20 protein-coding genes are annotated in these 20,156 nt (G+C 64.9%); 8 read left to right on the forward strand and 12 right to left on the reverse strand.

All coding sequences use genetic code 11. The features are described 5' to 3' along the window. Window positions 1-18: 18 nt before the first annotated feature. On the reverse strand, window positions 19-951 hold the full coding sequence (locus O7A05_RS19475) for a DMT family transporter (RefSeq protein WP_337094618.1): 933 nt from the start codon (window positions 949-951) through the stop codon (window positions 19-21). 99 nt (window positions 952-1,050) lie between these two features. On the opposite strand from O7A05_RS19475, the gene O7A05_RS19480 reads away from it, so the two are divergent. Continuing rightward, a complete protein-coding gene (locus O7A05_RS19480) occupies window positions 1,051-1,545 on the forward strand; it encodes a MarR family winged helix-turn-helix transcriptional regulator (protein WP_337094619.1) in 495 nt (164 codons plus the stop codon). Here O7A05_RS19480 and O7A05_RS19485 read toward each other — a convergent pair. The 4 genes from O7A05_RS19485 to O7A05_RS19500 form a co-directional block, all read right to left on the reverse strand. Next, window positions 1,542-1,967 carry a DUF1178 family protein gene (locus tag O7A05_RS19485; RefSeq protein WP_337094620.1) on the reverse strand — a complete coding sequence of 142 codons (426 nt, stop codon included), beginning with the start codon at window positions 1,965-1,967 and terminating at the stop codon, window positions 1,542-1,544. The genes O7A05_RS19480 and O7A05_RS19485 overlap by 4 nt on opposite strands. After that, on the reverse strand, window positions 1,964-2,830 hold the full coding sequence (locus tag O7A05_RS19490) for a carbon-nitrogen hydrolase family protein (RefSeq protein ID WP_337094621.1): 867 nt from the start codon (window positions 2,828-2,830) through the stop codon (window positions 1,964-1,966). Before O7A05_RS19490 ends, O7A05_RS19485 begins: the two co-directional genes overlap by 4 nt. 2 nt (window positions 2,831-2,832) lie before the next feature. Beyond that, on the reverse strand, window positions 2,833-3,102 hold the full coding sequence (grxC, locus tag O7A05_RS19495; RefSeq protein ID WP_337094622.1) for a glutaredoxin 3: 270 nt from the start codon (window positions 3,100-3,102) through the stop codon (window positions 2,833-2,835). A gap of 76 nt (window positions 3,103-3,178) precedes the next feature. Then, the gene (locus O7A05_RS19500; protein WP_337094756.1) at window positions 3,179-3,979 is read right to left on the reverse strand and encodes a ComF family protein; all 801 of its coding nucleotides are present in this window, start codon (window positions 3,977-3,979) and stop codon (window positions 3,179-3,181) included. Window positions 3,980-4,043: 64 nt separating this feature from the next. Here O7A05_RS19500 and O7A05_RS19505 point away from each other — a divergent pair, with 64 nt between their 5' ends. Then, complete coding sequence (locus tag O7A05_RS19505; protein WP_337094623.1) at window positions 4,044-4,916, forward strand: methyltransferase domain-containing protein; 873 nt, start codon at window positions 4,044-4,046, stop codon at window positions 4,914-4,916. A gap of 30 nt (window positions 4,917-4,946) precedes the next feature. Here O7A05_RS19505 and O7A05_RS19510 read toward each other — a convergent pair whose 3' ends face one another. The 5 genes from O7A05_RS19510 to argJ form a co-directional block, all read right to left on the reverse strand. After that, a complete protein-coding gene (locus O7A05_RS19510; protein WP_411962280.1) occupies window positions 4,947-5,126 on the reverse strand; it encodes a Flp family type IVb pilin in 180 nt (59 codons plus the stop codon). 110 nt (window positions 5,127-5,236) lie between these two features. Beyond that, on the reverse strand, window positions 5,237-5,557 hold the full coding sequence (locus tag O7A05_RS19515; protein WP_224588618.1) for a hypothetical protein: 321 nt from the start codon (window positions 5,555-5,557) through the stop codon (window positions 5,237-5,239). A 166-nt stretch (window positions 5,558-5,723) separates the two neighbouring features. After that, entirely contained in the window at window positions 5,724-6,146 is a 423-nt protein-coding gene (locus tag O7A05_RS19520) for a (deoxy)nucleoside triphosphate pyrophosphohydrolase (RefSeq protein ID WP_337094625.1), read from the reverse strand. Next, on the reverse strand, window positions 6,143-6,922 hold the full coding sequence (locus tag O7A05_RS19525; RefSeq protein ID WP_337094626.1) for a GNAT family N-acetyltransferase: 780 nt from the start codon (window positions 6,920-6,922) through the stop codon (window positions 6,143-6,145). The genes O7A05_RS19520 and O7A05_RS19525 overlap by 4 nt, the downstream gene beginning before the upstream one ends. After that, window positions 6,922-8,163, reverse strand: coding sequence for a bifunctional glutamate N-acetyltransferase/amino-acid acetyltransferase ArgJ (argJ, locus tag O7A05_RS19530; RefSeq protein ID WP_337094627.1), 1,242 nt, complete (start codon window positions 8,161-8,163; stop codon window positions 6,922-6,924). The genes O7A05_RS19525 and argJ overlap by 1 nt, the downstream gene beginning before the upstream one ends. Window positions 8,164-8,352: 189 nt before the next feature. On the opposite strand from argJ, the gene O7A05_RS19535 reads away from it, so the two are divergent. Beyond that, the gene (locus O7A05_RS19535; RefSeq protein ID WP_337094628.1) at window positions 8,353-8,946 is read left to right on the forward strand and encodes a TetR/AcrR family transcriptional regulator; all 594 of its coding nucleotides are present in this window, start codon (window positions 8,353-8,355) and stop codon (window positions 8,944-8,946) included. Between the two features lie 61 nt (window positions 8,947-9,007). Here O7A05_RS19535 and O7A05_RS19540 read toward each other — a convergent pair whose 3' ends face one another. Beyond that, window positions 9,008-9,925, reverse strand: a complete 918-nt coding sequence (locus O7A05_RS19540; protein ID WP_337094629.1) for a peptidylprolyl isomerase — start codon at window positions 9,923-9,925, stop codon at window positions 9,008-9,010. 264 nt (window positions 9,926-10,189) lie between these two features. Here O7A05_RS19540 and secA point away from each other — a divergent pair, with 264 nt between their 5' ends. Further along, window positions 10,190-12,922, forward strand: a complete 2,733-nt coding sequence (gene secA / locus O7A05_RS19545; protein ID WP_337094630.1) for a preprotein translocase subunit SecA — start codon at window positions 10,190-10,192, stop codon at window positions 12,920-12,922. A gap of 115 nt (window positions 12,923-13,037) precedes the next feature. On the opposite strand, the gene O7A05_RS19550 is transcribed toward secA, so the two are convergent. After that, window positions 13,038-15,623: a helix-turn-helix transcriptional regulator gene (locus O7A05_RS19550; protein ID WP_337094631.1), complete on the reverse strand. Its 2,586-nt coding sequence runs from the start codon at window positions 15,621-15,623 to the stop codon at window positions 13,038-13,040. A 243-nt stretch (window positions 15,624-15,866) separates the two neighbouring features. Here O7A05_RS19550 and O7A05_RS19555 point away from each other — a divergent pair, with 243 nt between their 5' ends. The 4 genes from O7A05_RS19555 to O7A05_RS19570 all read left to right on the forward strand — a co-directional run bounded on the left by O7A05_RS19555 (window position 15,867) and on the right by O7A05_RS19570 (window position 20,111). Then, the gene (locus O7A05_RS19555) at window positions 15,867-16,139 is read left to right on the forward strand and encodes a DUF4242 domain-containing protein (protein ID WP_095767571.1); all 273 of its coding nucleotides are present in this window, start codon (window positions 15,867-15,869) and stop codon (window positions 16,137-16,139) included. Between the two features lie 519 nt (window positions 16,140-16,658). Further along, complete coding sequence (locus O7A05_RS19560; RefSeq protein ID WP_337094757.1) at window positions 16,659-17,111, forward strand: hypothetical protein; 453 nt, start codon at window positions 16,659-16,661, stop codon at window positions 17,109-17,111. A 316-nt stretch (window positions 17,112-17,427) separates the two neighbouring features. Beyond that, window positions 17,428-18,831 carry a lipopolysaccharide biosynthesis protein gene (locus tag O7A05_RS19565; RefSeq protein ID WP_337094632.1) on the forward strand — a complete coding sequence of 468 codons (1,404 nt, stop codon included), beginning with the start codon at window positions 17,428-17,430 and terminating at the stop codon, window positions 18,829-18,831. After that, on the forward strand, window positions 18,831-20,111 hold the full coding sequence (locus tag O7A05_RS19570; protein WP_337094633.1) for a GNAT family N-acetyltransferase: 1,281 nt from the start codon (window positions 18,831-18,833) through the stop codon (window positions 20,109-20,111). The genes O7A05_RS19565 and O7A05_RS19570 overlap by 1 nt, the downstream gene beginning before the upstream one ends. Window positions 20,112-20,156: the final 45 nt, after the last annotated feature.

The following is a 20,156-nucleotide window of genomic DNA, read 5'->3' on the forward strand; positions in this document are numbered from 1 at the left end:
CGCCGGTGGCAAGGAGGATTAGCCGCGTGACTCCGCCGGCTCGATCCGAGCCGGCGCAGGCGCGCCGGCCTGGCTTTGTGCCTTGGTCGTGATGAAGACGCCGGCGGTGATGATGGCCGCCCCCAGCCAGGTCAGAAGCTGGTAGTGCTCGCCCAGGAACACCGTGCCGGCGAATAGGCCGACGGCTGCCGCGACATAGCCGATCTGGCTGAGATAGACCGGGCCGCCGACAGCCTGCAGGCGGAAGAAGAAGGCGAACATCGCCGAGGCCGACGCAACCTGACCGACGACGACAAGCGGCACAGCGCCGAGCGGAGCGAAAGCATGCGTCCCCAAAAGGCCGAGGATGCTCGTTAGAAGCAGCGTGGCCGAGGCCAGATGGCTACCGACCGCAAGCTCGATGGGCCCTGTGCCTTCCGGCCAGTCGACGGTGCGATAGATGTTGCCGGCGGCAAGGCTGACCGGGATGAGCAGGCCGATCGCCACCCAGAAATAATCGGCCGGCTGGCCGGCCTCGCCGCGCGTCAGCGCAACCATCGCCGCGCCGACAAAGCCGACGGCGATGCCGACAACGCCAAGCAGATTGGGGCGCCTGACGCCGAGCAGGATCGAGAATACCAGCGTGATGACCGGCGACAGCGTGAACATGATGCCAGTGTAGCCGGCGCCGAGATGCGGGATGGCCGAGAACATCAAAAGATTGGGAATGGCATAGGAAATCGCCGCGGTGACAAAGAAATAGCGCAGCTTGTGCGACGTCAGCCGGATGCGTTCGCCGCGCAGAAGAAGCGCAAGCAACAGCACGCCACCGGCGCCCAGCGAGATGACGGAGGCCCAGACCATCGCCGGCACCCCGGCTGCGGTCGCAAGCTTGCCGAACGGCAGCGTCATGCCGAGCAGGCCGCCGGTCACGACCAGAAGGCCGATCGCCGAATCCCAGAGAAGTTTCATCTGGCTGTCCTGTCGCTGCGTGGCCGCTTGGCGGCCGGTTCTTCTTGCGATAAGATAGCGTAAAGATTCTTTATGTCAAGATACTTTGTGGTGAGCGATATGGATCGAGCAGGCAGGGCCATGGAACAGTGGCAACGGGAACGACCGGATCTCGATGTGTCGCCGATGGGCGTCATCGGGCGCCTGAACGAGGCTTCGGCGCTCATTGCGCGCGACCGGCTGGCGCCGCTCTTCGCCCGCTTCGGTTTGCAGCCCGGCGAGTTCGATGTGCTGGCGACATTACGCCGTTCCGGCGCGCCTTACGCGCTGACGCCGACCGAGCTCTATGAGGCGACGATGGTCACGTCGGGCGCCATGACCGCCCGGCTCGACCGTCTGGAAAAGGCCGGACTGATCCGGCGCGCGCCGCACCCCAGCGACAGGCGCGGTGTCGTCGTTGAGCTCACTGCGAAAGGCCGCGAGCTTATCGACGAGGCGCTCGCCGCCCACGTTGCCAACGAGCACCAGATCCTTTCAGGTCTGACGAGCGAAGACCGGGAAATGCTGGCGAAACTGCTGGAAAAACTGATCGTTAGCTTGAGCTCGCTGTCCTAGTTCCGGTCGTCCGGAAAGCTCGGGATCGGCAGGAACTCGACGCCGTCCTCGGCAAGGCTTTGCGCCTCCTCCGGCGTCGCTTCGCCATAGATGCCGCGCGGGTCGGTCTCGCCGAAATGGATCTTGCGCGCTTCCTCGGCGAACTTGTCGCCGACATAGTCGGCATTCTCGCGCACCTTCTCGGCCAGCGCCTTCAACTGAGCCAGCGCTTGCTTCTGCGCCTCGCCCATGGCCAAGGCTACCTTCTCTCGGCTGCGGGACGTGGAGACGGCCGGCGCCATCAGCGCCTTCTCTATCCTGTGCGAACCGCAGCTCGGGCAATCGACGAAGCCGCGCTTCTTCTGGGTGTCGAAATCATCATTGCTGCGGAACCAGGCTTCGAATTCGTGCTCGTGTTCGCAGATCAGGGAAAAACGGATCAAGAGGCAGCACCCCTGAGACGCGGCGCTCCGCTTGTCCCCGCATTGACAGTGAAATCCCGCGCATTATTCAGATTGGGGATCTTGCGGCGCGCGGCAAGCGACTGGGCCGGATCGATCTCGGCGACGATCACGCCTGGCTCGTCATGCGCGGCCTCGGCGACGATGCGCCCCCACGGATCGACGATCAGCGAATGGCCATAGGTCTCGCGCCCGTCCTCATGCAGGCCACCTTGCGCGGCGGCGACGACATAGGCGCCGTTCTCTATGGCGCGGGCGCGCAGCAGCACATGCCAGTGCGCCTCGCCGGTCTGGCGCGTGAAAGCGGCGGGCACCGTCAGCACCTCGGCTCCGGCCATCGCCTCGGCGCGGAACAGCTGCGGAAAGCGCAGGTCATAGCAGACGGCAAAGCCCAGCCTCGTTCCGTTGAATTCGGTCACGGCCGCTTCCGTTCCCGGTTCGTAGGACGCGGATTCGCGCCAGCTCTCGCCATTGTCGAGATCGACATCGAACATGTGGATCTTGTCATAGCCGGCGATCAGCTGGCCGTCGGGTGAAAACAGGAACGCCCGGTTGGCGAGCTTGCCGTCGGCGCGCCGGATCGCCGTCGAGCCGATATGCAGATAGACGCCGAGCTCCTTCGCCAGCCCGCGCGCGGTGGCAACGATCACATCCTTGTCCTCGGTGGTGAAGGCGGCTGTCCCCGCCTGCTTGTCGCGGATCAGCGCGCCGGTCATTTCCGGCGTCTGCACATAGGTGGCACCCTGATGTGCGGCATCGCGGACCAGCTTTTCCATGTCGGCCGCATTGCGCTCCGGGCTGGTCCCCGAACGCATCTGCACCGCCGCCGCCTTGAAAACGCCCATGATCAAACCCTCGCTCCGTTGGCAAGCAGCGCGTCCAGCCGGCCCTGCGTCTCCAATTCATAGAGGTCATCGCAGCCGCCGACATGCGTGTCGCCGATGAATATCTGCGGAAAAGTGGTGCGCCCATGCGCTCGTGAAATCATCTCCTGGCGCAATTCCGGAGAGAATGAAGCGTCGTGCTCGGTATAGGTCACGCCCTTGCGCTCGAGCAACCGCTTGGCGGCCGTGCAATAACCGCACATCATCCGCGTATAGATCGTCACATCGACCATCGATCAGCAACCCTGCCTGTGCACATCGCCCAACAATTGCGCGAAAACGACATGCACCAAAACAACAACTTAAGCACTATATAGTTGCAGACTCATCGGCCCGGAAGTCCCCCGGCAGGACGCGCGCGAAGGTCAGCACGTCGACCGCACCGGCGCCGCTTCTCTTCAGCGCCTTGGCGACCGCCCGCACCGTGGCGCCGGTGGTGTAGACATCGTCGACGACCAGCACCCGGCGGCCCGCGATCTCGATTTCACCTTCCGGCGGCACGCGAAAGGCGGCGCGCACATTCTCCTCGCGCTCGTGCCGTTCGAGCCCCACCTGCTGGCGGGTCAGCTTCACGCGCCTGATCGCGGACGGCGAGAAGGGTAGCCCGCCGAGCTTTGCAACGGCCCGTCCGAGCTCCGCCGATTGGTTGAATTGGCGCCGGAAGAAGCGTCGCCAATGCAGCGGCACCGGCACGACCAGGTTGGCCTCCGAGATCAGCTCCGCGCCGGCACGCATCATCCAGTTCGCCATCCAGGGCGCGAGATCGGTGCGATCCTGATATTTCAGCCCTTGTACCATCTGCCGCGCGACACCCGAATAGACGACGGCCGCCCGCGCCCGCTCGAAAGGCGGCGGATCGGCGATCGCCTCGGCGGAAAGAAACCCTTCGCCCATGTCGTGTGTGAAGGGCGTGCCCATCACCGGGCACCAGGGTTTTTCCAGCAATCTCAGCTTCGGCCAACAGGCGCCGCACAAGACGCCGGGCTGCGACACATGGCGACGGCAGCCTGCGCAAACCGGCGGGAACAACAGGCGCGCCGGCCAGGCCAGTGCCTGCCGGGCCATATCCTGGACCGCTATGGTCTTGATCTTGTGCACCGGATCGGCCACGTGAAAGGAAACCCGCGTCACCTTAATACCACTGCGGCACGCGCGGACAACAGGAAGCTTTTTATTGCAGCCCTTGATCGACACCGAGCTCTGGCTCGCGCGCAAGCGCCGGGCGCTCGCGCGCCCCGTCGAAGGCGCCGATTTCCTGCTGCGTCGCGCCGCGGAGGATCTTGCCGACCGGCTGGGCGCCGTCGAACGCCGCTTCGGCAAGGCGGCCGCGCTGTTCTGTCAGACATCGGCGGCAGCGGACGTGCTTGCCGACAGCGGCAAGGTCGGCGAGATCGTGCGCGTCGAGATGGACGAAGCGCTCCTTTCCGGCAGCCCCGGCCTGGTGGCGCCGCCGGAAACCGTGCCGTTCGAGGAAGGCAGCCTCGATCTCGTCGTCTCCCTGCTCTCGCTGCACGCGATGAACGACATTCCCGGCGTGCTCGCGCAAATCCGCCGGGCGCTGAAACCGGACGGCCTGTTCCTGGGCGCCCTCGCCGGCGCGGGCACGTTGGCGGAATTGCGCGAAAGCATGCTTGCGGCCGAGACGGAGCTCTACGGCGGCGCAAGCCCGCGCGTCCTTCCCTTCACCGACGTGCGCGACGCGGGCGCGCTGTTGCAGCGCGCCGGTCTGGCCTTGCCCGTCGCCGATGTCGAAACGGTCGCGGTGCGCTACGACACGCTGTTCGATCTCGCCGCCGATCTGCGCGCGATGGGCGAAACCAGCGCTCTCGTCGATCGCAGCCGCCGGCCGGCCGGCAGACGGCTCTTTGCCCGCGCCGCCGAAATCTATGCGGAACGGTTCTCGGACCCGGATGGCCGCGTCCGCGCGAGTTTTTCGGTTGTCTGGATGTCCGGCTGGGCGCCCGACGCCTCGCAGCAAAAGCCGCTCAAGCCCGGATCGGCCAAGGTCTCGCTGAAAACTGTCCTGGAGGACGTGCGGAAGCGTTGACTGCCGCCTCTGATTGCCTGACCGGCATGCTCAGGGGGAGAAAGCTTGGACCAGTCTGCTGTTGTTATCGCTAAACAACCACTGGAGCGCATCCGCGGCCTTGCCGACGCCGCCGATGATCACGAGCGACAGCACGGTGACGATCAGGCCGTATTCGATAGCCGTGGCGCCTGTCTCATCTTTAATGAATTGCTGCAGTAGGTTCTTCATGGTCATCATCCCTTATGCAGAAATTCTAATGTCCTACCCGTTAAGAAAGGTTAACGGTAAAAGCTTAACAGCGAGTGAAACGCTGCTGTGCCGCAAAATCATTAACCAAGTCAGCACTCGCCGCTGCGGCTGCCGTCATTGCGGATGACGCAGATTGAACTGGGCAATGGCTGCAGCACGCTGCGGCGCAGCGTATATGTATTGAGGCGATGGCCAATCGATCCGGTCGCCGTCATATCGAGCCCGCCGGCGAAGCCGTCGCGGGCGCTTTGCGGCCGGGTCTGGTTGTCCAGGAAAGGCGTTGCGATCAGCGCCAGCGCCACCGCGGCCGAGCCGAAGAGAAGCGTGACCCGCAAGATACCCATGCCGGCGTCCACCGCGCGGAAGCCTCGGTCGGGCCGGATCGAGTCCCAGTCTCTTTCAAGGCTCATGCCGTGTTTCCCAATCATCGACGATATCGCCGCGCGAAACGGCCCCGGGCAATTTTTCACGTCGAGATAAATCTTCCATTAACGCTGGCTACGCAGCCCCGGCAAACGTGCGAAAACATTCACCATTTCCGGGCAACGGCGAGCTGCGGCGAAGTCGGCCGTGAAACTACAAAAGATCGATGAGGAACTGGATCAGCGGCGCGTCGGCCGGGGGCATCGGATAATCGCGCATCTGCCGCGGCCTGACCCATTTGAGCCCCTGTCCTTCCCTGGGCTGCGCGATCCCGCGGAAGCGGCGGCAGACATAGAGCGGCATCAGGAGATGGAAATCGTCATAGGAGTGGCTGGCGAAGGTGAGCGGCGCCAGGCACGGAATCTCGGTCTCGATGCCGAGTTCCTCATGCAGTTCGCGGACCAGGCACTCCTCCGGAGTCTCGCCGGGCTCGACCTTGCCGCCTGGAAACTCCCACAGGCCGGCAAGCTGCTTGCCTTCCGGGCGCTGCGCCAGGAGCACGCGCCGGTCGGTGTCGACCAGCGCGCAGGCGGCGACCAGGAGCAGGCGCTTTCCGGTTGACTTGACCTCGCTCATGCGCCCGGCGGCCGCCGATAGTGATAGCGATAGACTTCCTCGAAGCCGAGCGACCGGTAGAGCGAAAGCGCCGGTAGATTGCCGGCCTCGACCTGCAGCCAGGCCTCGCGCGCGCCGCGCAGCCGCGCCCATTTCAGCGCCGACAGGATGAGATTGCGGCCATGCCCTTTGTTGCGCGCCGTCTTTTCGGTGGCGACCTCGAACAGACCTGCGAGGTCGCCGTCGTGGACGCAGATCAGCGTCGCCAGCGGCTCGTTGCCGTCTTCCAGCGCGAACAGCCCCGCCTCCGGCTGGATGGCGCCGATGACCTCGGACAGGCCGGGCCGCAGCGAGGCGTCCGAGCCGCTCGTTTTGAGCGACGCGCCGATGAAGCGGCTGATATCCTTGAGCGGTATCTGGTCCATGGCCGCGCCAAGCTCGAGGTCCTTCAGCGGCAGCCGCAGGACCAGGGATTCGTCGAACCTGTTCCAGCCGGCCTTGTCGAGATGCATGGACAGCACCTGCCCCGACAGCGGCGACATGCGAAAGGTCAGCGGCCTGCCATAGGCGTCGAAGCGCCTTGCGGCGCGGCCGATGCGCTCCTCGATGGCGTGCGTGTCGCCCGGATCGAGCGGATTGACCGAGTTCAGGCGCTTGGCTGGGTGCCCGGCCGTGAGCCGCACCACCCAGGTCCCGTCATAATGAACGGCCGCCGCCGGCCAGGCGCGAAAACCCGCCGCCTCGTAGCGGCGCACGACCGCCAGCACGCTTGCCGGATGCCTGGACACCGGCGCCATCAGCTCCGGTAATCGCCGTTGATGGCGACATATTCCTTGGTGAGGTCGCAGGTCCACACCGTCGCCTTGCCGCGGCCGATGCCGAGATCGGCGCGGATGCGGATGTCATCGCGCTTCATATAGGCCGAGGTCGCTTCCTCCGAATAAGCCGGATCGCGCTCGCCCTCATGCGCCAGGCGGTTGTCGCCGAACCAGATCGACAGCCGGTCGCGGTCGGCCGGCTCGCCGGCCTTGCCGACGGCCATGACCACGCGGCCCCAATTGGCGTCCTCGCCCGCGACCGCCGTCTTGACCAGCGGCGAATTGGCGATCGAGAGCGCGATCCGCTTGGCCGAACGCGCCGATTTGGCGCCGGTGACGGTAACTTCGACCTGCTTGCGCGCGCCCTCGCCGTCGCGCACCACTTGCAGCGCCAGCGACTTCAACACCTTGCCGAGCGCCCGGCGGAACGCGCCGAGCCGCGCATCCTTCGGATCGCTGATCGCGGGCGCGCCGCGCGTAGCCGCCTTGCCGGTGGCGAAGAAAAGCAGCGTGTCGCTGGTCGAGGTGTCGCTGTCGACGGTCACCGCATTGAAGGTCTTGGCCGTACCGCGCGACAACAGGTCCTGCAGTACGGGGGCCGCGATCGGCGCGTCGGTGGCGATGAAGGAAAGCATCGTCGCCATGTCGGGCGCGATCATGCCGGCGCCCTTGGCGATGCCGTTGATGGTGACGTCGGTATCGCCGAGCTTCACCGTCTGGGTCGCCACCTTCGGATAGGTGTCCGTGGTCATGATGGCCTTCGCCGCCTCGGTCCACAAATCCGGTTTGCCGTCCTCGACCAGGCCGGCCAGGAGATGGCTGAATTTGGTGGTGTCGAGCGGCTCGCCGATGACGCCGGTCGAGGCCAGGAACACTTCGCTCTCGAAACATCCCGCGGCCTTGGCTGCCGCCTCGCCGGTCATTGCCGTCGAAGCCTTACCCTTCTTGCCGGTGAAGGCGTTGGCGTTGCCGGAATTCACCACCAGCACACGCGCCTTACCGGCAGGCAGGTTCTGGCGGCAGAAGTCGACCGGCGCCGACGGGCATTTCGACCTGGTGAACACGCCGGCGACAGCCGTGCCCGGATCGAAGACCATGGCCAGCAGGTCGGTTCTGTTCCGGTACTTGATACCGGCTTCGGCGGTCGCGATGCGCACACCTTCGATGGCTGGCATCTTCGGATATTTCTTCGGTGCGAGCGGCGAAAGCGTAGCGGACATCGGGAACCCCGGAGCGGCAAGAACACGAAAGGAAGGCCGGTTTGCCCGATAGCGCGCGCCGGCGCAAGGGGCGTTCTGGCCGTGCCTTACCGGCGTGGCCGGGGGCTTTGCCGTTGGAAACGCGTCGTTTCGTTTCATCGCCGAAGCCAATATGATCGGCGGCAGATTCACCGGCTAAGGAAGACCTCGATGGGCGAAACCGCCGCTCGCGGGCGCAAGTCGATCGGCGCGAAACGCAATCCCGAGAGCGCCGATGCCATCATCAACGCCGCCGAGGCGGTGCTGCGCGAGGCCGGCTATGCCGGCTTCTCGATCGAGGCCGTCGCCCGGCGTGCGCGGGCCGGCAAGCCGACCATCTACCGCTGGTGGCCGAGCAAGGCGGCGCTGCTGATTGAGATCTACCAGCGGCAGAAGCGCGTCGAGACGCCCGACACCGGAAACATCGAGGACGATCTGGCCGGCTTCCTCGAAAATCTGTTCGCGCATTGGCGCGATACCCCGTCGGGCAACATCTTCCGCTCGCTGATCGCAGAGGCGCAGTCGGACGAGGCTGCCGCGGCAGCGCTTGCCGAATATTCGAAAGGACGCCGCAGCCATACCGGCCGGATGATCGAGCGCGCCAAGGCGCGGGGCGAAGTGGCGGCCGATGTCGATGCCGGGATCGTCGCCGACCTGATCGCTTCCTTTGCCTGGCGGCATCTGCTGACCGAACGGCTCGACGAGGACGAGGCGGCGATCCGCGCGGCCGTGCGCTATATCGCGCGGGGAATAGTGACCGCCTGAGCCCGAAAAGCGAAAGGGCGCCCGAAGGCGCCCTTTGCAGGATACCCCAGCCGGTAGAGGATTACTTGCTGCCTTCCAGCGCGTCGACGTCCTTCTTGAGCTTCTCGTCCGGAATCTCGACCTTTGCGGCTCCGCGCAGGTCCTTGACCATGGCGAAATACTTGTCGCGGATCACCGCCTGCTTGGCCTGATCCTTGACGTCGTCGAAGGCCGGCGGCTGCTTGGCGCGCTTGTCCTCGAGCTTGATGACGTGCCAGCCGAATTGCGTCTGCACCGGCTCCTTAGTGTACTTGCCGACGTCGAGCGCTAAGGCCGCCTTGTCGAATTCCGGCACCATCTGGCCTGGTCCGAACCAGCCGAGATCGCCGCCATTGGTTTTGCCCGAGGGGTCGTTGGTGTGCTCGTTGGCGAGCTTCTGGAAATCGGCGCCGCCGTCGAGCTGCTTGATGATCGCCGCGGCCTCTTCCTTCGTCTTCACAAGGATGTGACGCGCATGCACTTCGTTGACCGGCGGCGTGTTGGCGATCTCCTGGTCGTAGCGGGCGCGCACTTCGGCATCGGTCACCTTGTCGACCACTTCCTTCTCGACCACCTCGCCATGCAGGGCGCGCGCCTGCAGGAAAGCCATGCGGCGCTGGAAGTCGGCGTCCTTGTCGAGGCCCGCATCAACCGCCTTCTTGGCCATGACACGGATTTCGATCGCCGCCGAAAGGGCGGCCGCGCGGCGCTGGTCGGGCGGCAGTTGCGCGAACTGCTGCGACAGTTCGCCTTCGGCGAGCTGAAGATCGGCCTCAGTCAGCTTCTCGCCATTGACGGTGGCGACCACGGCATTGGGATCGACCGGCTTGGCGGGCGTAGCGGCGGGCGCGGCGGCATCCGGCTTGGTTTCCTGCGCCATCAGCGGCGACAGGCAAAGAGCCGAGAGCCCGAAGGCCAGACCGAGACTGGCGAGCGAGGCGCGGCGGAACGACAGGGACATCGAGATAAACTCCAAGGGGATTGCCAATAAGGATCGCGTGAGCGAAAGGGTTCCAGATCAGTCGGATTGTGGCGGAATTTGGCGCTGCCCATAGGGCTAACGCGGCGTTGACATCGATTGAGCCCCCTCTTATCTGTCCAACGACTTGGCGTCCAGAACCGTTTTCCGGGCGCTTTTTGCGTTTGTCCGCATTCACGCGGATTTGATGGGCCCGCCAGGTGCCTGTCGCAAACGGCCAAAATTGCTATCGAAAGGGACCATTGGATGGTCAGTCTCGGCGGTCTCGCCCGTAAGGTTTTCGGTTCTTCCAACGACCGCCGTGTCAAGTCGACCCGGCCCAGGGTCGAAGCCATCAACGCCATGGAAAACGAGATGCGGGCGCTTTCCGACGCCGAGCTCGCCGGGCGCACGGAGAAATTCCGCCAGGATCTGGCCAACGGCGCTTCGCTCGATGATCTCTTGGTTCCGGCCTTCGCCACGGTGCGCGAAGCGGCCCGCCGCGTGCTCGCCATGCGGCCCTTCGACGTCCAGTTGATCGGCGGCATGGTGCTTCACAATGGCGGCATCGCCGAGATGCGCACCGGCGAAGGCAAGACGCTGGTCGCCACCTTGCCAGTCTACCTCAATGCGCTCGCCGGCAAAGGCGTGCATGTCGTCACCGTCAACGACTATCTCGCCAAGCGCGACGCCGAATGGATGGGCCGCGTCTACAAATTCCTCGGCCTGACCGTCGGCATCATCGTCCACGGCCTTTCCGACGAGGAACGCCGCGAGGCCTACGCTTGCGACGTCACCTATGCCACCAACAACGAGCTCGGCTTCGACTATCTGCGCGACAACATGAAGTATGAGCGCTCGCAGATGGTGCAGCGCGGTCATTCCTACGCCATCGTCGACGAGGTCGATTCCATCCTGGTCGACGAAGCGCGCACGCCGCTGATCATTTCCGGTCCTCTCGAAGACCGCTCGGAAATGTACAACACCATCGACGCCTTCATGCTGAAGCTCGGCCCGGCCGACTATGAGGTCGACGAGAAGCAGAAGACGACGATCTTCACCGAGGACGGCACCGAGAAGCTGGAAAACATGCTGCGCGACGCCGGCCTGTTGAAGGGCGAGTCGCTCTACGACGTCGAGAACGTCGCCATCGTCCACCATGTCAACAACGCGCTGAAGGCGCATCTGTTGTTCCAGAAGGACAGGGACTACATCGTGCGCAACGGCGAGATCGTCATCATCGACGAGTTCACCGGTCGCATGATGCCCGGACGCCGCTATTCGGAAGGCCTGCACCAGGCGCTCGAGGCCAAGGAGCATGTGCAGATCCAGCCGGAGAACCAGACGCTGGCCTCCGTCACCTTCCAGAATTATTTCCGCCTCTACAAGAAGCTTGCCGGCATGACCGGCACGGCGCTGACCGAGGCCGAGGAATTCGCCAACATCTACAATCTCGAAGTCACCGAGATCCCGACCAATCTGCCGGTCGCCCGCAAGGACGAGGACGACGAGGTCTACCGGACGGTGGAAGAGAAATACAAGGCGATCGTCAAGGAGATCAAAGACGCGCGCGACCGTGGCCAGCCGATCCTGGTCGGCACCACCTCGATCGAGAAATCCGAGCTGCTTGCCGAGCGGCTGCGCAAGGAAGGCATCAAGGACTTCGAGGTGCTGAACGCCCGTCACCATGAACGGGAGGCGTCCATCGTCGCCCAAGCCGGCAAGCCCGGCGCCATCACCATCGCCACCAACATGGCCGGCCGCGGCACCGACATCAAGCTCGGCGGCAATGCCGAGATGCGCATCGCCGAGGAACTGGGCGACATGCCGGCCGGGCCGGAGCGCGAGGCGCGGGAAAAGGAAATCCAGGACGATGTCGAGCGCCTGAAGGAAAAGGCGCTGGCCGCCGGCGGCCTCTATGTTCTGGCCACCGAACGCCACGAATCGCGCCGCATCGACAACCAGCTGCGTGGCCGCTCCGGCCGCCAGGGCGATCCGGGCCGCTCGAAATTCTTCCTGTCGCTGCAGGATGATTTGATGCGCATCTTCGGCTCAGAGCGCATGGACGGCATGCTGCAGAAGCTGGGCCTCAAGGAAGATGAGGCGATCATCCATCCGTGGATCAACAAGGCGCTGGAGAAGGCTCAGAAGAAGGTCGAGGCGCGCAATTTCGACATCCGCAAGAACCTCTTGAAATATGACGACGTCTCAAACGACCAGCGCAAGGTGGTGTTCGAGCAGCGCATCGAGCTGATGGACGGCGAAGGCTTGTCGGAGACGATCGCCGAGATGCGCGAAGGCGTCATCGAGGAGATCGTCACCAAGAACATCCCCGAGAACGCCTATGCCGAGCAGTGGAACGTCGCCGGCCTCAAGGAGGAAGTGGCGCAGTATCTCAATCTCGACCTGCCGATCGAGGAATGGGTCAAGGAAGAGGGCATAGCCGAGGACGACATCCGCGAACGCATCACCGCTGCGGCGGATGCCGCCGCCAAGGAGCGCGCCGACCGCTTCGGCCCGGACGTGATGAACTATGTCGAACGTTCGGTGGTGCTGCAGACGCTCGACCATCTGTGGCGCGAGCACATCGTCAATCTCGATCATCTGCGCTCGGTCGTCGGCTTCCGCGGCTATGCCCAGCGCGACCCGCTGCAGGAATACAAGGGTGAAGCCTTCGAGCTGTTCCAGGGCATGCTCGGCAATCTGCGCCAGGCCGTCACCGCGCAATTGATGCGCGTCGAACTGGTGCGCCAGGCGGCCGACGCGCCGCCGCCCGAAGCCCCCGAGATGTTCGGCAGCCATATCGACGGCTTCACCGGCGAGGACGATTTCCAGGGCGGCGAGACCGCGCTTCTGATGCGTCAGGACACAAGCGCCGTCGTCGCGGCGGAAAACCGCGACCCGAAGAACCCCGCGAGCTGGGGCAAAGTCGGCCGCAACGAGCTCTGCCCCTGCGGCTCCGGCAAGAAGTACAAGCACTGCCACGGCGCCTTCGCCTGACGCCCTCTTCCTTCTCCCCGTCACTATACGGGGAGAAGGTGCCCGAAGGGCGGATGAGGGGCAGTGCCGGCGTTTCCTCGATCACGGTAGAACGCGAGTTAGGCTCAACCGGCCCTCACACCAGGCCCGACGCGCGCGCCGCGGCCGCCGCCTCGCCGCGCGAGATGACTTCCAGCTTCTCCAGCACTGCCGAGACATGGTGATCGACCGTCTTGGGCGAAATCGTCAGATGCGCGGCGATCTTCTTGTTGGAAAAGCCTCGCTCGAGAAGTTCCAGCACTTCCATCTGGCGCTGCGTGAGGCCGGCCTGGTTGGCGCGCGTCGCTTGCCTTGGCCCTCTTGCAATGTGGATCAACCCGCTCTGCCGCATGAGGCCGCGCACATGCTGCGCCACCGGCCTTGCGCCGAGGGCCTCGAAACCATCGAGCGCCTCGCGCCGCGCTGACTCGTCGCCCTTCAGCAACGCGAGCGCCCGCTCGAAGGGGGCGCCCATTTTCGCCCAGAGCGCGGCGGCGGCACGCCAGTCACCAAGCAGTTGCAGGCGATGCGGCTCAGCCATTCCGTCGGTCTCGCCGGGATCGCTTTCAGGGAGCAAAAGCTGCCGCCATATCGCCAGTTCGCCGAACACCGCCCGCGTCGGCGAAAGGCTTTCGGCAAGAGCGATGAGGCGCAGCGCTTCGTCCCTGTTCCCCTCGCCCAGCCATGCCAGTTCGGCCATCACCGAGGCGAAGGGCACAAGCCGTTGCAGCTCCATGCCCTTGTCGAGAAACAGCCTCATCTCGTCGAGAACCGGCTCGGCCGACGGGTCTCCCCTGCGGATGCGCAAGCGGGCCATGGCGACGAGTGAGGGATAGCGCACCAACGGCGTCGTTGCTTCATCGTCGACAACCTCATGCGCCATGGCCGCGGCATCGTCCCAATGGCCGAGCCTGAGCAGAAGCTGCGCCTGCACGCCGCGCATATAGTCGCGCCAGGTCGCGAGATCGTTCTCGACGCAATAACCGATGCCGCGATCCAGGAACGCCGCCGCTTCGTCGAAGTTAAGCCTGTTCATTTCGACGCAGGCGCAGTTGGTGAAGGCGCGCGCGGCATGCTCCTGAAAGTTGCCCGACAGCGCAATTCCAAGGCTGCGGGCGAGATCGCGCCGCCCCTTGGCGAAATCCAGCCATTGCCCGGCCGCTCCGACATTGTTGAGGGCGTGGCAAAGGATGTCCGGTCGGTTGAGCCGCTCCGCAAGTTCGACGGCCTTGCCGCCGAACCTAAGCGTCTCCTCGAGCCGCTCGGCCAGCATCGCCAGCTGCGAGAGATTGGAATAGGCCATGGCGAGTTCGGGGCTGTCGGGCGCCGTTTCCAGAAGTTCCATGGCCTGTGATCCGAACCGGTCCGCCGACTCGCGATCGCCGAGCAGATAGGCGAAGCGTGACAAGCACCTGAGGCTGTCGCCTTCCTTGAGCCGATCGCCCAGCGCCTGGCGCAGCTGGCGCGCCCGGCCTTGCGCTTCCATCGCCGTGTCGACGCGGCCGATCAGGTGGCACTCGAAGGCATGGCCTTCGTAAAGCTCCGCCTGCTTCTCGATCGGCAGAATATCCGCGTAGCGCAGGGCGACCTCGTAATAGCCCGCCGCATCGCGATGCGCGCCGACGCGAGATGCCTCGCGCGCGGCGACCGGCGCGAGCTCGCGCACCACGTCCAGGTTTTGCGCTTCCACGGCATGATGCACCAGTCTTGCGGTGGCGACTTGCGGATTGTCCCGCAAGGCTGCCAGGGCGCGCTCATTGTACTCCCGCCGTTTGCTGGGCGTCAGCGCCATCTCGATGGCCGTGCGGGCGATCTCGTGCCGGAAGGCATAGCCGTCGCCGAAATCTTCGAGCAGGCCGTGGGCCACGCATTCGGCGAGTTGGCCGGCGGCGGCAATTCCGCAAAGGCCGCTCAGCGCCCAGGCATCGGCGCGGCGCGGAAACACCGAGACCGCGTCGAGCATCGAGCGGGCGCCCGGCGACAATCTTTCGGCGCGCGCCAGCACGGCGTCGCGCACACTCGCCGGCAACGCGCCATCGCCTGCGGCGGCGAGCAGCTCGGTAACGAAGAAGGCGTTGCCCGCCGTTGCGCGGTAGATCGCGTCGCCGTCGCGCTCGGCCGCCGCGGCGAGCGAGAGCACCGCGCTTTCGCTGAGCAGCGGCACTTCTATGCGTTGGATATTGCCGGCGGGTATCTCGCCGAGCGCCCGGCGCACGCGCATCTGTCCTTCGCTGCGGTCGGTGCGTGCCGTGATCAGAAGCAGGATGTGCGTGTTTGCAATGCGCCGGCCGAGGAAACGCACGAAATCGAGCGTCGCGTCATCGGCCCAGTGCAGGTCCTCGATGACGAGCAGGCATGGGCCTTTCGCCTCGAAGACGTCGAGCGCCTCGGAAAACAAAGGCAGCCGCTGCACCTGGCGGTCGTCGATCGCCCGCGGCGGCTCCCAGTGCGCCTCGCGGGCCAGATCGTAAAGCGGCCCCAGGGGATCTGGAATGGAGAGGTCCTCGCAGGCGCTGCGAAGAACGGGCAGCCCCTCGCCCAAGCGGCCTGCGAACGCCTCGGCCAGCGCCGTCTTGCCGGCGCCGGCCTCCCCCGACAAAACCACGACGCGGCCGCGGCCGCCTGTTGCATCCGCCAGCAAGGCATCCATTTGCTGCAGTTGCGTCTGCCGTTCCAGAAGCATCGTCACTCTCTCGCGAAATCAGAATTTCCACCGTGGCAGGCCGTCGCCGCGATAGCCTGGGAAACGGCACCGAAATGTGACTTTCCACACATTGAGGTGCCATCTTCCACATAAAACGTCGCAAAGATAGGGAACCGTCCCGGCCAATATGGGGAATGGCTCCGATGCGCGCCTTCCGCGAAGGTGATTTCTGCTGGGTCGCGCTTGAACCGAGCGCAATTCACCGATGAAAGGAAACCGATCGTGCCTCGTTACCTAATTGAACGTACCTTCCCCGATGGGCTTCACGTGCCGATGAACGATGCCGGCGCAACCGCGATGGGCGGCGTCATCGCCCGCAACGCCGAGAAAGGCGTCACCTGGGTGCAATCCTTCGTCTCGCCGGACAAGAGCAAGAGCTTCTGCATTTATGATGCGCCCTCGCCGGAGGCGATCCGCAGCACCGCGCAGAAGAATTCGCTTCCCGTCGACAAGATCACGGAGGTCCGGGTCCTCGACCCCTACTTTTATCGCTGATCGGGCAGACCATGTTGGGCAGACCATACCCGTCGCCGGCGGACCTGACGCCGTGCCAGAGGACGAGGCTCTATCCGCCGCGGCGGATGATGTCCCGCCACGGCGCGGCTTCATGCGACGGGCTGTGTCGGCGTTGCTTTCGCCCGTGCGAAACCGACGCCGTCCCCTGCCACCGCAGGACGATTACCTGAAGCGCGACATCGGCCTGCATGAGCGGGAAAACCCGCGCGAATACTGGGAATATTGGTGGCATCACCGCTGATCCCGCATCGGGCAATTCCAGGAAAACTGCGCAGCGGTTTTCCGTCCGGAATTGCGCAAAACAAAGACTTGGAGCGGTTCGTTTGGTGAACCGCTCTGGTCGGGATCAGCGACCATCCTTTTTACCGGCAGGCGTTGCCGGCGTTCGGAGTTGGCCTTTACCGGCCGACTGCCGCCGCTCGCGCAGCTCAATTGGAGAGACAAATGAACATTCAGACCTTAACCAAATGCGTTATCGGCGCTTCTGCCTCGATCATCATGCTGATGGCGGGCGCGGCCATGGCAGAAACCGTCAATCCGCTTGCCGAAAAGGTGCGAGCGCTCGACAGCCGCTTCGAGGACGTCGCCGTGGCGAAAGCCGAAGGCTACGCGCCGATCCCCTGCGCCAGCGGCCTCACCGGCGGCGCGATGGGCATCCACTACGTCAACGCCGCCTATCTGAAGGACGACGCCGTCGACGTCGCCAAGCCGGAAGCCGTGATGTACGAGCCGATGGCCGACGGCACGCTAAAGCTGATCGCGGTCGAATACATCACCGCGAAGGGCCCGGCCTCGCTCGAAGGCCATCTGTTCAACTTCAACACGGCGCCCAACCGCTACGGCCTCGGCCCGTTCTACGAACTGCATGTCTGGGCCTGGAAGCAGAACCCCACCGGCGCCTTCGCCGACATGAACCCGAACGTCTCCTGCGACGCGATGCAGGGGATGTGAGACATCCTTGCCTTCTCCCCGTTTCACGGGGAGAAGGTGGCCCGAAGGGCCGGATGAGGGGCAGCGCCGGCGATTGCGATTGGCCGCCCCTCGTATCTGACAGAGGATAATCACCCTGTTTAGGATCCCTCCCGCAAAGAAATCTCTTCGACACGCGGTTCATCCCAAATTCCCGAGGCGGGTTCCGCCCCTCATCCGCCTGCCGACACCTTCTCCCGGTATAGTGACGGGGAGAAGGAAGCACCCCACCACCCTTTCTTAAGGTGTTTCGGATAGACCGAAACCTTGGAAAGAGGCGGAAAACGGAGAGTTCTGGGTGCGCTTTTCCGCGGCGACGACTGCCGGGCGGTTCCTGCCGCAGCGCTGGGCGCTGCGCATGCGTCCGTTGCTTGGCCGCATCGATGCCGTGCTGTTCACCGCCGACGAGCGCGGCGAAGCCGGGCGCATGTCGCTGATCGCCTTTTCCATCCGCATCGTCAGCGCCTTCATCGCCTTCGTCAGCCAGGTGCTGATGGCACGCTGGATGGGCTCGTTCGAATACGGCATCTCGGTGCTGGTCTGGGTGACGATGGTCATCGTCGGCAACCTCGCCTGCCTCGGCTTCCACACCTCGGTCATCCGTTTCATTCCCGAATATCGCGAGCGCGGCATGCTGGCCGAGCTGCGCGGCATCGTGCAGGCGAGCCGCCTTTTCGTGCTCGTCGCCTCGACCCTGGTGGCCGGCCTTGGCGCGCTTGGCGTCTGGCTGGCCTCGGACTGGATCGAGAACTACTACGTCATCCCCTTCATCCTCGGCGTCATCTGCCTGCCGATGATCGCGCTCGGCGATCTTCTTCAGGGGCTGGCGCGCGCCAATTCCTGGGCGCTGCTGGCGCTGTCGCCCACCTATCTGGTGCGCCCGGTGCTGATCCTGGTGTTCATGGCGCTGATGCTTGGCCTGCACTATGTGCCCGACGCCAAGACCGCGATCTTCGCCTCGATCGCCGCGACCTATGTCACCACGCTCGGCCAGCTGATGGCCGTCACCTCGCGCATGGACAAAAAAGTCCCGCCCGGGCCGATGACCGTGCATTTCAGCCAGTGGATTCTCGTCTCGTTGCCGATCTTCCTGGTCGAGGGTTTCTTCTTCCTGCTCACCAACGCCGACGTGCTGATGGTGGGCGCCTATCTCGATCCCAATGACGTCGCCGTCTATTTCGCCACGGTGAAGACGCTGGCGCTGGTGCATTTCGTTTATTTCGCGGTCAAGGCCGGCGTTGCACAGCGCTACGCCCAGTTCACCCATGGCGAGCCGCATCGGCTTGCCGCTTTCGCTCGCGAGACCGTCTCCTGGACCTTCTGGCCCTCGCTGCTGATGGCGCTGCTGGTGCTGGCGCTGGGCGAGCCGATGCTGGTGCTGTTCGGTCCCGAATTCACCGCCGGCTATCCGCTGCTCTTCCTGCTGGTGCTGGGCGTCGTGGCGCGCGCCGCTGTCGGTCCCTGCGAGAGCCTGCTCACCATGAGCGGCAACCAGAACATCTGCGCCGGCGTCTATGCCATGACGCTTGCCTTCAACATCGGCCTCAACGTGGTCCTCATTCCGCTGTTCGGCCTCTGGGGCGCGGCCATCGCCACCAGCCTCGCCATGGTCTTCGAGGCCTGCGCGCTCTCGTTCACCGTCTGGCGCAAGCTCGGCATCGTGATGGCGATCTTCGTGCCTGCAAAAAAGGAAATCGCCTGATGGCCGCCGTCCCGTTGCTCGAAGAGACCAGCGGCGGCCCCGCCGGCGCCATGGTCTCCAACCTTGCCGGCCTGGCGCGCGAGGCCGACCCGGCCCATATCGAGCTCTTCGCCAGCAACAGGCCGGAGCGCAAGCTGGCCATCTACCCAGCCTCGGCCGGCTTCGATCTTGTCGAGGAGCTCGACTATCTCAGCGCCCGCACGATCGAGCCCAATGTCTTCTTCAACCCGCGCTTCCTGGCGCCGGCCATGCCGCGGCTGGAAGACCGCGAGGTGCGGCTGGCCGTCATCCGCGACGGCGACGAGTACCGCAACCGGCTGCGCCTTCTGGTGCCGTTCTCGGTCGAGCGGCCGGCGATCCCCCTCGGCGTTCCGGTGATGCGCACATGGTCGAGCCCGTTCGGCCCGCTCGGCACGCCGCTGGTCGACCGCGACGATCCCATCGGCGTCATCGAGGATTTCTTCTCGATGCTGTCGAGGCCGCATCTCAAGCTGCCCAGGGTCTTCGTGCTACCCGATATGCGCCTCGACGGTCCGGTGGCGAGCCTGCTCACCTCCTTTGCCGACAGCCGCGGCTTGACCATGGTCACCACCGGCGAGGCCGAGCGTCCGGTGCTGGAGAGCGATGCCGACGGCGAGGAATACCTCAAGGCGTCGCTGCGCGCGCATCACTACCGCGAATTCCGCCGCCTGAAGCGGCGCCTTGCCGATCAAGGCAGGCTGGAGCACGTCGTGGCGCGCGGGCCGGACGAGATCCGCCACGCCATCGAAAGCTTCCTGACGCTGGAAGCGGCCGGCTGGAAAGGCCGCGAGCGCACCGCGATGGCGATCGACCGCTACCGTGCCGCTTTCGCCCGCGAGGCCGTGCACAGGTTGGCCGAGCAGGACATGTGCCGCACCCATCTCTTGACGCTCGACGGCCGCACCATCGCCTGCCTGGTCGTCTTCGTCGAGGCCGGCGTCGCCTATACGTGGAAGACGGCCTATGACGAAACGCTTTCCGCCTATTCGCCGGGCACGCTTTTGATGATCGAGGTGACCAGGCAGCATCTCGACGATCCAAACATCGTGATGACCGATTCCTGCGCGGTTCCGGACCATCCGGTGATGAGCCGCCTGTGGAGCGAGCGCAAGCCGATGGGCACGCTGGTGATCGGGCTGACGCCGGACGCCGACCGGCTGGCCCGTCAGGCGGCCTCGCAACTGCATCTCTACCGCGAGACCCGCAACATGGCGCGCATCCTGCGCAACCGCATGCGGAGCCTGCTGAAAAGACGCTAGATGGGCGGCGAGACACCGGCTATGGCTTGCGGCGGCCGGACCCGG

The organism is Mesorhizobium argentiipisi (SeqCode) (genome assembly GCF_037179585.1).
Classification (GTDB): domain Bacteria; phylum Pseudomonadota; class Alphaproteobacteria; order Rhizobiales; family Rhizobiaceae; genus Mesorhizobium; species Mesorhizobium argentiipisi.

Coding starts and splice junctions, on each gene's coding strand:
- O7A05_RS19475 (WP_337094618.1), bottom strand. CDS start 951: ATGAAACTTCTCTGGGATTCGGCGATCGGCCTTCTGGTCGTGACCGGC.
- O7A05_RS19480 (WP_337094619.1), top strand. CDS start 1,051: ATGGATCGAGCAGGCAGGGCCATGGAACAGTGGCAACGGGAACGACCG.
- O7A05_RS19490 (WP_337094621.1), bottom strand. CDS start 2,830: ATGGGCGTTTTCAAGGCGGCGGCGGTGCAGATGCGTTCGGGGACCAGC.
- grxC (WP_337094622.1), bottom strand. CDS start 3,102: ATGGTCGATGTGACGATCTATACGCGGATGATGTGCGGTTATTGCACG.
- O7A05_RS19510 (WP_411962280.1), bottom strand. CDS start 5,126: ATGAAGAACCTACTGCAGCAATTCATTAAAGATGAGACAGGCGCCACG.
- O7A05_RS19515 (WP_224588618.1), bottom strand. CDS start 5,557: ATGAGCCTTGAAAGAGACTGGGACTCGATCCGGCCCGACCGAGGCTTC.
- O7A05_RS19520 (WP_337094625.1), bottom strand. CDS start 6,146: ATGAGCGAGGTCAAGTCAACCGGAAAGCGCCTGCTCCTGGTCGCCGCC.
- O7A05_RS19525 (WP_337094626.1), bottom strand. CDS start 6,922: ATGGCGCCGGTGTCCAGGCATCCGGCAAGCGTGCTGGCGGTCGTGCGC.
- argJ (WP_337094627.1), bottom strand. CDS start 8,163: ATGTCCGCTACGCTTTCGCCGCTCGCACCGAAGAAATATCCGAAGATG.
- O7A05_RS19535 (WP_337094628.1), top strand. CDS start 8,353: ATGGGCGAAACCGCCGCTCGCGGGCGCAAGTCGATCGGCGCGAAACGC.
- O7A05_RS19540 (WP_337094629.1), bottom strand. CDS start 9,925: ATGTCCCTGTCGTTCCGCCGCGCCTCGCTCGCCAGTCTCGGTCTGGCC.
- secA (WP_337094630.1), top strand. CDS start 10,190: ATGGTCAGTCTCGGCGGTCTCGCCCGTAAGGTTTTCGGTTCTTCCAAC.
- O7A05_RS19550 (WP_337094631.1), bottom strand. CDS start 15,623: ATGCTTCTGGAACGGCAGACGCAACTGCAGCAAATGGATGCCTTGCTG.
- O7A05_RS19560 (WP_337094757.1), top strand. CDS start 16,659: ATGCTGATGGCGGGCGCGGCCATGGCAGAAACCGTCAATCCGCTTGCC.
- O7A05_RS19570 (WP_337094633.1), top strand. CDS start 18,831: ATGGCCGCCGTCCCGTTGCTCGAAGAGACCAGCGGCGGCCCCGCCGGC.